Origin of the sequence: uncultured Porphyromonas sp., from assembly GCF_934359325.1 — a bacterium.
In the GTDB taxonomy this organism is placed as follows: domain Bacteria; phylum Bacteroidota; class Bacteroidia; order Bacteroidales; family Porphyromonadaceae; genus Porphyromonas_A.
In genome coordinates this window covers 1-11,978 of the sequence record NZ_CAKRLH010000036.1, presented here as the reverse complement: position 1 = coordinate 11,978, position 11,978 = coordinate 1, and the positions used below count along the sequence as shown (strand labels likewise).

The window sequence follows — 11,978 nt, the reverse complement described above, 5'->3', positions numbered from 1 at the left end:
TGGACATAGTCCATGGGACGATCCTCAGTCGTCTCCTCGACAAAGGTCTCGGAGCCGTCGGGAGCTACCTCGGTGAGCTTATACTGTACGCGGACGTAGGACTTATCGTTTATCTTCATTGGATTGTTGATTTTGCGCCTGACTTGTGAGTCAGCCACGTGATTAAGTTAAGCAAAATATAGAGCATCATCGCCCAGGCGATCCCCTCGATACCGAAGAGGATCAGTGCCACTATCGCTGCAAAGACGACGATGATGAGCCCGATATTGGCTCGCCAGCCCTTGGAGAGCTGCTTGAGCCCGAAGAACGGCACCTCGCAAACCAGAAGCCAGGCATCGATGATCATAAAGAGGACGAAGAGGACCTGATAGAGCGGCGTGGGCGAGACAGCGTGGCTCTCGAAGAAGAGCGCCAGCGGTGCCAGCATCACAGCATTTCCGGTAGTAGCCAGACCGATGAAGGAGGTGGTCTGACGAGGGTCGTTATTGAACTTCGCCAGACGATATATCGAGGCAGGCACGACCAGCAGAGGCGCCCAGCAAGCGACACCCCAGCCCAGTCCCCTTAGTACCAGCGTCAGCAAGATCGCCGGCGCGGCACCGAAGGAGATGACATCAGAGAGGGAGTCTAGATCACCACCAATGTCTGACGTAGCGTGGAGCAGTCGCGCAGTCATACCATCGAGCACGTCGGCGATCAGGCTCACGGCGATGCAGCAGAGCGCCGCCCGGAGCGAGACCGTGAGGTACATCACGATGGAGAGCGCTCCGAAGAGCCCGTTGGAGAGCGTCAGGAGATTGGGGATGTATTTATAGATCTGCTTTGCCATAGCTTCTATTTACTTAGACGTCTCACGGGGAGGCAGCTCCGCCAGCACAGTGACGTTACCGGTAACCGGCTCGTCGAGATCCACCAGCGGCTTACTTCCCAGCGGGAGGAATATATCGACCCGAGAGCCGAGCTTGATAAAGCCCAGCTGGTCATCGATGGCGCACGTCTCCCCCTCTCTGAGGTAGGTCTCTATGCGACGAGCCATCGCTCCTGCGATCTGGCGCACCACGATGTGGTGTCCCTCGGTAGTGACGATCTCGACGGTGGAGCGCTCGTTCTCCGTACTGCTCTTAGGGACATAGGCGGCGTAGAGATTGCCACGGTGATGACGCACATAGGTCACCTCGCCCGCCACCGGTACCCACTGAGCATGGACGTTGAAGAGGGACATAAAGGTGGAGATCATCAGACACCGCCCGCCCAGGACCTCCGGCTCATCCACCTCCTCGATCGCCACAATGTGCCCATCCGCCGAGGCGAGTACCAGTCCGTCCGTCGGCTTGCCGTGGATGCGGCGTGGAGAGCGGTAGAAATTGAAGGCAATGCCCAGCAACACCACACTCACCACAACGGAGAGCCAGAAGGGCCACCTCTGCTCCACGACCAAGTAGATGTAGAGGCAGAGGAAGCTGAGGAAGAGCCCCGCTGCGACTAAGAAGGTCGTACCCTCGTGGTGAATTTTCATTCCTCAAGCAGTGCCAATGCGTGCGTCAGAAGATGGTGACCCACTTCATATACCCCAGAGCCATCGGGTGTGCCAGCAGCTCATGGGTCGGAGTGATGCGAGTGGCTACCTTATAGGTACCGGGGAGATCAATATCCACCTTGAGCTCATACCGTCTGCGGGATCCCTCCTCGGAGACGAGGTGGAAGGTCTGCTTGCTGGCGAGGTGAAGCTTCTTCGTCTTGGTATCCTCGCGTGCGATGATCAGCTCGACAGCAAGGTCACTGCGCAGATCGTGCAGGTCGACCGTGACACTTCCCCGTGCGATACCGCCCACGGTGAAGTTGTTTATCAGGGTGCCGTCGTCCTTGATCATTCGGGTATCCACCACCTCGAGGTGAGACCACGACTGAGCCACGTGGCGCTCCCACTCAAGGAGACGACCGAGCTGCCTGTAGTCACTTGCACGGAGCATGGCACTGCGCTCTCCGAGCTGATTGTAGAATCGGTCAAAGTAATTACGGATCATCCGTCGCATCGTGAAGCGAGGGAGAATCTGCGAGGTGGCTGTCTTGATGGCATGGATCCAGCCCTCTGAGTAGGACTGCTCCTTATCATTGTCGTAGTAGAGCGGGATGATCTCCTCCTCCAGCATACGGTAGATGGTCGCAGCGTCGAGCTTGTCCTGCAGATTGGTGTCGGAGAAGGTGATCTTCTCGGTAAGCGACCAGCCTCCGCCCTTGACATAGCCCTCGTACCACCAGCCATCCAGGACGGAGAAGTTGAGCACGCCATTCATCAGCGCCTTCATACCCGAGGTACCTGAGGCCTCGAGCGGACGGGTCGGCGTATTGAGCCAAATATCCACGCCCGGGATGAGGAACTGGGACACACGGATGTCGTAATTGTCGACAAAGAGGATCTTGCCGAGGAACTCGGGACGCTTGGAGATCTGGAAGATATGTCGGATCAGCCCCTGACCGCCGCCATCGGCGGGGTGTGCCTTGCCTGTGAAGATAAAGATCACCGGGTGCTCGGGGTCATTGACGATCTTGGAGAGCCGATCGAGGTCGGTAAAGAGCAGGTGCGCTCTCTTGTAGGTGGCGAAGCGACGACCAAATCCGATGAGCAGCGTCCTCGGAGTAAGCGTCTCGAGGAAGGACATCAGCATGGTGGGATCCTGATTGAAGTCGCCCATATGTGCCTCGTAGCGGCGGCGGAGGTACTCGATGAGGCGACTCTTGAGCTCCAGTCTCCGCTCCCATACATCCTTGTCGGGCGTCTGCCAGACCTTATCCCACAGCTCGAGGCTGTCCTGGTCAGCCAGGATGTCGTCGCCGATGCTCTTCTCCATCAGATCAGACCAGGGCGAGGCCATCCAAGTGGGCAGGTGCACACCATTGGTCACATATCCAACGTGCAGCTCCTCGGGGAGGTACCCTCTCCATACGGGGGCAAACATCTCACGCGACACCTGGCCATGGAGCTTACTTACCCCATTGGCCTCCTGGCAGGTATTAAGTGCCAGGACACTCATCGAGAATTTCTCATGAGATCCCGGGACCTCACGACCGAGGTCGGTCAGCTCCTGGAGGGAGATGTGGAGCTTGTCGGCGTAGTGGCCTACATACTTTGCGAAGAGGGACTCGTCGAAGTAGTCGTGTCCGGCAGGTACCGGCGTGTGGCAGGTATAAAGCCCGGAAGAGCGGACCAGCTCCAGCGCCTGGTCGAAGTCGAGCCCCCCCTCGACCATGTGTGCCATCCGCTCCAGACCCATAAAGGCTGCGTGTCCCTCATTGGCATGATAGACATCAGATTCGATGCCGAGGAGACGGAGCATCTGCACACCGCCGATGCCGAGCATATACTCCTGCTTCATACGGTTCTCCCAGTCGCCTCCGTAGAGCTGGTGAGTGATCTGACGATCCCACTCGGAGTTCTCTGCGATGTCGGTATCCATCAGGTAGAGCTTCACCCGACCCACGTCGACACGCCAGATCTGCGCAGCGACCTCGTAGCCGTTGAAGGGCACACGAAGTATCATCGGTGCGCCATTGTCGTCACGCACCAGTGTAAGCGGCAGATCCTCGAAGTCCTGAGCCTTATACTCCGCCACCTGCTGTCCGTCGGCAGTGATCTTTTGGTCGAAGTAGCCGTAGCGATAGAGGAAGCCGACGCCTACCATATTGGCACCGAAGTCACTCGCCTCCTTGATGTAATCACCGGCGAGGATGCCGAGACCGCCGGAGTAGATCTTCAGGATATTGGTGATCCCGTACTCCATACAGAAGTAGGCGACAGAGGGGAGGTCGTCCCGCATCGGCTGGTCCATGTAGGCTCTGAAGCTCTCGTAGACCTGTGAGAGCCTCGCGAGGAAGTCCTGATCCTGAGTCAGCTCGGCGATACGACTCTGAGAGAGTGTATGGAGGACGTGGACCGGATTCCCCTTGGAGTGGTACCAGACCATCGGATCAAGATCCCTGAAGAGATGGCGCGCCGGAGCGTTCCATACCCACCAGAGATTATTGGCGAGCTCCTCCAGCTGCTGTAGCGATTGCGGTAGGTCGGAGAGTGCTGTGATATCTCTCCAGACGGGCTGATTAGCCTCCTTACTCCTTATCATAGTTATAGTCTTATTATGCGGATAGTAACCGAGCAAATTTACTTAATACTTTACAAACCACGAGGAGCCTCATAGACTTCGGATCAAAGATCATCCCTTAGCGCACTCCAGGTACGCCATATAAGCATCTGTCCCCCAGAGTGAAATACCAGGTAGGAAGTAGTCCAAAAGGAGATCCTGTCACCCCATACGGACAGATTTGCTCCTTATATTGTCCTATAATACGAGGAAATGGCTATATTGCACTAGTAAGTAAGACTAATGATAGAATGCTATGGCAAGGACCTCACACGGAGAAGGCTTCAAGATAGAGATCGACCTCGACAACGCATCTCCGCAAAGCGTATGGAACCAAATCTCGACCGCCAGGGGTCTATCGGAGTGGATAGCCCCGAGAGTGGATGTCTCGCTCAGGAAGATCCATGTATTCTGGGACGAGACCGGTGACGACCGCGCCGCAACGGTAACCGATCTGAAGAAGGGTGAGTATATCCAGTGGAACTGGAACGACTGCCCCACAAGCTTTGTGCGGATGGAGATCGTCGTGTCGGAGCTGTCGCACTTCGTCTCTCTTATGGTCAATGACCACGATGAGCACCTCGAGCCCGCCACGCTGCAGAAGATCTGGAGCAACCACCGCCGCAAGCTGAGACTCTCCCTCGGACTAAGCTGACGACGATCTGTGACACCTGCTATGATCTGCGGAGTAGCCCGCAGATCATATCACCGGTCATATACAGAAAGACCCGCTAGTACATCTCCGATACTAAGGGCTCTCCACGCACACCCATACGTAAGAGAAACAGCCACAAAGCGTCACCCCCGACCTGCCCCGAAGCTTATACAGATGTGACGCATCCGGGGATCGCCAGTAAGCACGGTGACAGCACCCGGAGGTATGCCCGCTCATCATACATCGGAGAGTAAGAGAAATCAGACGGACGACCGCAAGCATAAGAGAAAAAAGACCTTTGCAAAATGTTCTTTCGCCGAAAGAGCACCGCTTTTTCGGCAGGGGCTTTGTAGAATACCACAGATGCAAGGAACTGAGAGTGAGGGCAAAGGGAGTGTGCATACGCACATGACCAAGCCCGAATCTCGAAAGTGACGCCGCAGATGGGACGTTTTGCAAAGGTCTCAAAGAGGATTTTTCCGCCCGGGTGATTAAACCAATCCGACACCTGCTCATCATAGGGTAACAGACAAGCAGAAGATATGATACTGTATAAGGGCTCTCCACCCAATTGTAAGACGGAGAAGTGTGTAATATAGTCCGCCTATCGGACTAGAGAGATAAAGGTTTTGTTTATCAGATGCGTTAATTTCATTAAACAAGTTTTTTCGATTGGGACTGCGCGTGAGCGTGGTCCCATCTTTTTTGCCATATACCGCCCACCCAACTCCCTCCTCATCACCACAACGGCAGACGGACAGCACACCCGTGATCAGCCTCTCTCACAGGGTGCGAAACCGACACCCTCAAGGGAAATATCTATTACCGGTATTAGACAACACTAAACCCGGTAATAGTGACGGCTAATACCGGTATTAGAGTGACGTCAGGCCCTACGTCGCCACGACCTCCATCACATCGGCACCAAACAGCACAAAAAAAAAGCAGGGACCCCTCACGGTGGAGAGATCCCTGCTGTAGGTGTGATTATCCGTCCGAAGAAAGGCTTCGGCGGCTCCCTGTACCCTTACTGAGCTACCTCGGTATCAGGCACACTGGAGTAGAATATCTTTAGCGCGTTAGCTTCACGCAACTTCTGCTTGACTTCTGTTACGATACCCATCTTTGTGTCTCCGTCGATCTTCAGGATCGTCGTCATGTACTGGGCGTCAGCCTCAGACATAGAGTTCTTCTCCTGTGCGATGAAGTCAAAGATATCATTAGGCGATGCAAACTTATCATTGAGCTGGATAGCAGCCTCCGTACCATACTTGGCCTGATACTGCTTCAGCGGAACACCCATGTAGAGGAAGGTGGCAAGAGACTTTCTCTCGAGCTTGGTAAGTTCGGTAGCCTTGGGGAGACGTAGCTGCACCTTCAGGGTCACCTCACGTGCGGTGGTGACGATCATGAAGAAGAACAGCAGAGAGAAGATCAAGTCCGGGAGCGACATGGTGTTCAGCTCTGGAACTTCTTTCTCACCCTTTTTGGTAAATCTACTCATACTACTTCTTTAGTTCTGCTCAAGATGATTACTTCTTCTGCGAGCCGTACTCACGTGGTTCAGCCTCAGAGATCTTCTGCGGGAATCGATCCACGAGTACCTCCTGGTACTCCTTGGGAAGATCCTCAAAGGACTTGTTCCATTGCCTCTGCGCCATCTCCTCACGCAGCTCATTGTAAGCCTTGGTGAGGATGTTTTGCACTGCGATATAGTCGGAGTACTTGGTATCCACGTTATTGGTCAGAGAGATGACGTGATTCTTCGTCACCATCTGCTGTCCGATGTAGGGGAACTCCTCCGGCGTCAGCTCGGGGAGGGTCGGGTCGTTCGTGGGATTGAGCACGAAGTCCTTCACCTTCTGCTTGAGCTGATCGATCGTCATCACCTCGCCATTGGCAAGGATCTGACCATTACTATTCACCAGTACGCGCAGCATGTTACGCCTATTGACGTCGATCATGACGTCCTGCTGATCCTCGGTGGGTGCAGGGGGCAGCTGACGAGCGATACCCTTATCTGAGCCCATGGAGGTGGTCAGAAGGAAGAAAAGTAGCATGATAAAAGAAATATCCGCAGTCGAGGACCCATTGATACTGGGCACCTTCTTTGTTTTTCCTGCCATAGTATTGTTCTTTTACGATGTTACTTAAGCCTTCCTCTCAGATGCTGATGCGTGCTGCTTGGGTCCTGCGGACATGAACGAGGTCACGATCAGTGCGAGGACGTTAATCACAATGAGTGCATAGATGGTAAACATGCACATATCAGCCAGCTTCAGCCAGGACGGGGTGTTGAATTGCTGAGCATCCACACCCACGCGAAGTGGTGCGTCACTACCTACGAAGTAGGCAATGACCATGAGCACTATCAGTCCCAGGAGCGCACCGAGACCGCCGAGAGCAGCCTTGCGATTGGTCTTAAAGGACTGAGCAAATCCGACGATTCCGAAGATGATCATTGCCAGGAAGGCAATGGCGACCATACCGTACACCGTGTAGAGGAGTACATTGGTGAATACGGGCTCGGGGTACTCAGCATTGGGGTCAACGTAACCGCCGAAGACGGTCATACCGAAGGCCACGACGCCGAAGAGTGCCAGAACGATCAGGACAGTGCTCGATATTTTACGAATTTTCTTTACTGCCATGATTGTTTAGATACGATGCTGTACTCCGCGCTTGCTGGTGAAATCGATCATATAATCCACGAGAGTGATGGAAGCGTCCTCCATGTCACTCAGGATGCTCTCATAGCGAGAGAGGATGTAGTTGTAAAGCACCTGGAGGATCATCGCTACGATAAGACCGTAGATGGTGGTGATCAGGGCGACCTTCATACCACCGGCAACGACCGTCGGGCTGATATCACCGACCTGCTCGATCGTATCGAAGGCCTGTACAAGACCGATCACGGTTCCGAAGAATCCGAGTGACGGTGCGAGGGCAATGAAGAGGGTAATCCAGGACATGTTTTTCTCGAGGAGGCTGGCCTGTACACCACCGTAAGCGGTGATGGCGCGCTCTACTGCCTCAGGACCCTGATCGATGCGGAGGAGGGACTGGTAAGCGATAGATGCGATAGGACCACGTGTGTCACGAGCGATAGCGAGGGCGCCATTGACGTCACCACGATCGAGGGCAGCACGGATCTCATCGAGGAGCTTCTTGCTATTGGTATCGGCAAGGTTCAGGTAGATGATACGCTCGAGGCAGAATGCCAGACCGAGGATCATAACGAGAGAAATGATGGCCATGAAGCCAGGACCACCCTCGATAAACTTAGTCTTAAGTGCCTGGTGGAAACCCTCACTCTCAGCAGCCACAGGTACTTCGGTAGCGGGAGTCTCAGCCTCAGTAACAGCGGGAGCTGCCTGCTCGGTAGCCTCAGGCTCTGTTGTAGCCTCGTCCTGTGCAAAGGATGCACCGGCAAACCCCACCGTCATAAGACCGGCCAAGGCGATGCTTACTAGAAATCTTTTCATTGTAAGTTCTTTTTAAGATTAGTGATTTTTGGTAAAACAATGTCTTTAGGTGGTTTCGCTTCCATTCAGCCTTGACGAGGTACTTTCGGTTAGTCTCCTCTGCCCGGTTCTGCAGCAAGGATACCCCCTTTTGCGGAGAGAGAGGGATTCGAACCCTCGAAACGCTTTTGACGTTTACACGCTTTCCAGGCGTGCCTCTTCAGCCACTCGAGCATCTCTCCTTATATATGTGATCATCTCCCCCACAGTGAGTTATCCCTCCCGGACTAACGGCGCCGAACCTCCGTCCGTGCAACTCTATCACTCAATGATCGTACAAATCTACCTTATTTCCTCCAACCACACCAAAAAGTTGGCGCTTTTGACGAAAAAAGTTTGCCCCTCCGCCCGACTCGCCCTAAGGATCGGCGGTTACAGGTGCTAAATTAAACATTTTACGAGAATTGGCAAAAAGCTGACGACGCATATCGGCCTCACTGACCTCATATATGTCGGTTAAGCACCTCACAGTATGGACAATGTGCGAAGATTCATTTCGACGTCCTCTCCTTGGCTCGGGTGAGAGATACGGGCTGTCGGTCTCCACGACAAGACGGGTAAGTGGCAGGTGTCCCTTAATCACCTCACGGAGTCGGGAGTTCTTGAAAGTGACGATGCCATTGATCCCCACCATGAATTGCTCTCCAAGGCTGAGGATCGCCTCCAGATCCTCCTCCGACTCGGAGAAGGAGTGGAAGACGCCTCGCAATCCCTCGACACCCCACTCCCTCAGGAGCTTCACCGTCTCCGGCACGGCGGCACGCGTGTGCATACTCATCGGAAGGGCAAACTCCCTCGCCCACTCCACCTGACGGCGGAAGGCCTCGATCATCTGCTCCTTCCACTCCAAGCTCCAGTAGTAGTCCAGTCCGATCTCTCCGACACCCCGGTAGTACCCCGGGTTTGTCCGGAGCTCCCTCTCGAGCCCCTCCAGCTGCGCCTCCCAGTCCTCGCCCACATCGGTAGGCTCGAGACCGATCATAGGGACAAAGAGATCCGGCGCCATGGACACCGTCTCCCTCAGGCGACCGATGTACTCTCGTGAGGTATTGGGGAGCAGAACCGTAGAGACACCCGCCTCCCGACAGCGACGGATCACCTCAGGGCGATCGTCGTCAAACTCCTCCGAGTAGAGGTGAGCGTGCGTATCAATGAGCGGATACATCAGACGGCTCTTCCAGTCAATGTAGAGATGATATGCTCGAGTGCGGAGGTATCGACCGAGAGTGCACGCAGCTCCTCGAGAGCCGCCTCGGTGTACCGGTCGACCTCCTTAAGTGCCTCTGCGTGGATATTCCACTGCTCGTAGAGATTGGTCACAGACGCAATCCGGTCTGCCTCGCTCTCGATGGCGAGTGCCTCCTCCGCTCGCTTCGGGTCGCACTCGTAGAGACGGAGAAGGAGCCAAGTCTTTTTCCTATCTATAATGTCTCCCCCCTTGCGCTTACCAAACTTCGCCTCGCCGTAGACATCGAGGTAGTCGTCCATAATCTGGAAGGCTAGTCCCATCAGCTCTGCCGCACGGGCAACGTGCTCCCGATCCTCGACCGAAGCGCCGGCGACAGTCGCCCCCATCACCATACTCCCGCGGAAGAGCGCCGACGTCTTGAGGCTGATCATCCGGAGATAGCTCCCTATCGTCAGCGAGGAGAGCGGCGTGGTCTCAAACTCGAGGTCATACTGCTGCCCGCGACAGATCGCATCGGCCATCGTATTGAAGAGCGAGAAGATCTGCCCCAAGTACTCCGGGCGGATCGACTCCAGGCAGCGGTACGCCTCCACCAGCATCGCATCACCGGAGAGGATCCCGACATTGGCGCCCCACTTCTTATAGACCGTGGGCTCCCCGCGGCGCATCGGCGCATCGTCCATGATGTCATCGTGGATGAGGGTGAAGTTGTGGAAGGTCTCCACAGCCTTCATCACCGGTGCCACCTCCGCCGCCGCGCCCTCTGGGCAGAAAGCGCGGTAAGTCAGCAGCGCAAGAAGCGGCCGGAGACGCTTCCCTCCCTGTGAGAGGATATATCGGATCGGCTCATAGAGCCCGTGCGGCTCCCGAGCAGCGAGCTGCTCCACCTCCTCACCTATAATGTCGACCAGCTGGTCAATCTCCTTATCTATATTCATTTTCTCTTATTCCTCGATACGTAATACTCTCATCGCAAGATCTATCTCCTCCGGCTCACCGGTATGCTTCCCGACCGAGTCGGAGAGCTTGACGGTGTCCTGCCACGGCATCTTCTCGTCAAGCTTGCAGGCAAAGAGCTTCATCACGATATTCATCGGCTTGATCCCATGCCCGACATCATTGGTCAGGTTGGTTCCGATCCCGAAGGTCGCCCTGATCTTCCCGTCGCAGTACTCCTTGATCGCCGTCGCCTTATCCACATCGAGGGCGTCGGAGAAGACGAGATACTTCGTCTTCGGATCTATCCGCAGATCCCGGTACTTCGCCAGCACCTTGTCGGTGAAGGTCTGAGGGTCGCCGCTGTCCTGACGTAGGGAGGTAAAGAGTGCTGCATGCTTCTTGGAGAAGTTTTGGAGAAAAACGTCGGTGGTAAAGGTATCGGTGAGCACCGTGCCGAGGTCTCCGTCATAGACATCGATCCAGTCCTCCATAGCCATATAATTGGCCATCTTGTAGCCGTAGATTGCTGCATGAAACTGCACCCACTCGTGAGGATGGGTCCCGGTGACGCGGATGCCGTGCTTCATTGCGTAGAAGACGTTGCTGGTGCCGAAGAAGTACTTCCCCCCATGCTCGCAGAGGATCCGTGTCACCAGATCCTCCACCTCGCTACTGAAGCGTCGCCGCATGCCGAAGAGGCTCACCTGTAGTCCGTGCTCCTGCATGGCCCGAGCCTTCTCGAGCGCCTTGGAGCGCGTCAGCTCCAGATCGGGCTGCTGACCGGTCTCCCGATAGTATAGCTCCGACACCATCGCCAGGATCGGCGTCTCCCAGAGCGTGATGCGGTAGAGCAGGCCCTCTGCTGATATGTGGAGGTGACCCTCCGCATCCTGATCGATCGTAACTTCCTCCGGGTCGTAGGTGTAGCCATTGAGGTAGTCTATGTAAAGGGGTGGCAGGTAGGGGCACTCCTGTCGGAGGAAGTCCGCCTCCTCGCGTGTCAGCCGCAGCTCGCTCATCCGCACAATCTCCTGTCGGAGGCTCTCTGCAAAGCCCTCCGGGTAAACCAGGTTGTTGCGGTCGATGAACTCAAACCTTCCCCACGCTCTGGGGAAAAGCTTCATATACGCGTACCCGGTCGTAAACTTATAGAGATCCGTGTCCAGGATGCTCCGAATGATCATTCCACTCATTATATATAGGTGCTGAATTTATCGTCTGCCGATACCGTCGTACCGCAGCCCTACTCGCTTCACATCGGAGGGATCGTAGATATTGCGTCCGTCGATCACCACGTCTCCCCTCATCAGCTCCTTGATCCGGGGCCAATTGGGGAGCCGGAAGATCTTCCACTCCGTCAGGAGCAGCAGAGCATCCGCCCCTTCGACTGACCGGTAGAGATCTCTCGTGTACTGTACTCCGTCCGGCAGCACTCGCTTCGCCGTCTCGATCGCTATCGGGTCGCAGGCGACCACCTCCGCCCCCGCCTCGATCAGCTGACGGATCACCACGATAGAGGTCGCCTCCCGCATGTC

Annotated in this window: 12 protein-coding genes and 1 tRNA gene; 1 reads left to right on the top strand and 12 read right to left on the bottom strand. The window is 55.4% G+C overall.

The genetic code is table 11. The annotated features are described in order from the left end of the window. Positions 1–115 precede the first annotated feature (115 nt). The 3 genes from Q0F21_RS02670 to glgP are packed head-to-tail and all read right to left on the bottom strand — an operon-like array spanning position 116 to position 4,118. Positions 116–829, bottom strand: a complete 714-nt coding sequence (locus Q0F21_RS02670) for a CDP-alcohol phosphatidyltransferase family protein (RefSeq protein WP_297237138.1) — start codon at positions 827–829, stop codon at positions 116–118. Positions 830–838: 9 nt separating this feature from the next. Next, on the bottom strand, positions 839–1,516 hold the full coding sequence (locus Q0F21_RS02665; protein WP_297237137.1) for a phosphatidylserine decarboxylase family protein: 678 nt from the start codon (positions 1,514–1,516) through the stop codon (positions 839–841). 25 nt (positions 1,517–1,541) lie between these two features. Further along, positions 1,542–4,118 carry an alpha-glucan family phosphorylase gene (gene glgP / locus Q0F21_RS02660; protein ID WP_297237135.1) on the bottom strand — a complete coding sequence of 859 codons (2,577 nt, stop codon included), beginning with the start codon at positions 4,116–4,118 and terminating at the stop codon, positions 1,542–1,544. A 274-nt stretch (positions 4,119–4,392) separates the two neighbouring features. On the opposite strand from glgP, the gene Q0F21_RS02655 reads away from it, so the two are divergent. Next, entirely contained in the window at positions 4,393–4,791 is a 399-nt protein-coding gene (locus tag Q0F21_RS02655; protein WP_297237133.1) for an START-like domain-containing protein, read from the top strand. Positions 4,792–5,818: 1,027 nt separating this feature from the next. Here Q0F21_RS02655 and Q0F21_RS02650 read toward each other — a convergent pair. From Q0F21_RS02650 to Q0F21_RS02610, 9 genes are all read right to left on the bottom strand, one after another. After that, positions 5,819–6,295 carry a biopolymer transporter ExbD gene (locus tag Q0F21_RS02650; protein ID WP_025082126.1) on the bottom strand — a complete coding sequence of 159 codons (477 nt, stop codon included), beginning with the start codon at positions 6,293–6,295 and terminating at the stop codon, positions 5,819–5,821. A 28-nt stretch (positions 6,296–6,323) separates the two neighbouring features. Further along, on the bottom strand, positions 6,324–6,917 hold the full coding sequence (locus Q0F21_RS02645) for a biopolymer transporter ExbD (RefSeq protein ID WP_297237131.1): 594 nt from the start codon (positions 6,915–6,917) through the stop codon (positions 6,324–6,326). A gap of 24 nt (positions 6,918–6,941) precedes the next feature. Next, complete coding sequence (locus Q0F21_RS02640) at positions 6,942–7,442, bottom strand: hypothetical protein (RefSeq protein WP_297237129.1); 501 nt, start codon at positions 7,440–7,442, stop codon at positions 6,942–6,944. A gap of 6 nt (positions 7,443–7,448) precedes the next feature. Beyond that, positions 7,449–8,276, bottom strand: a complete 828-nt coding sequence (locus Q0F21_RS02635) for a MotA/TolQ/ExbB proton channel family protein (protein ID WP_018107501.1) — start codon at positions 8,274–8,276, stop codon at positions 7,449–7,451. Between the two features lie 133 nt (positions 8,277–8,409). Further along, a tRNA-Ser gene (locus Q0F21_RS02630) sits at positions 8,410–8,497 on the bottom strand. Positions 8,498–8,673: 176 nt separating this feature from the next. Then, positions 8,674–9,480, bottom strand: coding sequence for a TatD family hydrolase (locus Q0F21_RS02625; RefSeq protein ID WP_297237127.1), 807 nt, complete (start codon positions 9,478–9,480; stop codon positions 8,674–8,676). Next, positions 9,480–10,442 carry a polyprenyl synthetase family protein gene (locus tag Q0F21_RS02620; RefSeq protein WP_297237125.1) on the bottom strand — a complete coding sequence of 321 codons (963 nt, stop codon included), beginning with the start codon at positions 10,440–10,442 and terminating at the stop codon, positions 9,480–9,482. Before Q0F21_RS02620 ends, Q0F21_RS02625 begins: the two co-directional genes overlap by 1 nt. Before the next feature lie 6 nt (positions 10,443–10,448). Beyond that, the gene (gene pncB / locus Q0F21_RS02615) at positions 10,449–11,627 is read right to left on the bottom strand and encodes a nicotinate phosphoribosyltransferase (RefSeq protein WP_297237140.1); all 1,179 of its coding nucleotides are present in this window, start codon (positions 11,625–11,627) and stop codon (positions 10,449–10,451) included. 27 nt (positions 11,628–11,654) lie between these two features. Further along, the coding region (locus tag Q0F21_RS02610; RefSeq protein ID WP_297237123.1) for a UDP-glucose/GDP-mannose dehydrogenase family protein at positions 11,655–11,978 on the bottom strand (324 nt) is incomplete at its 5' end.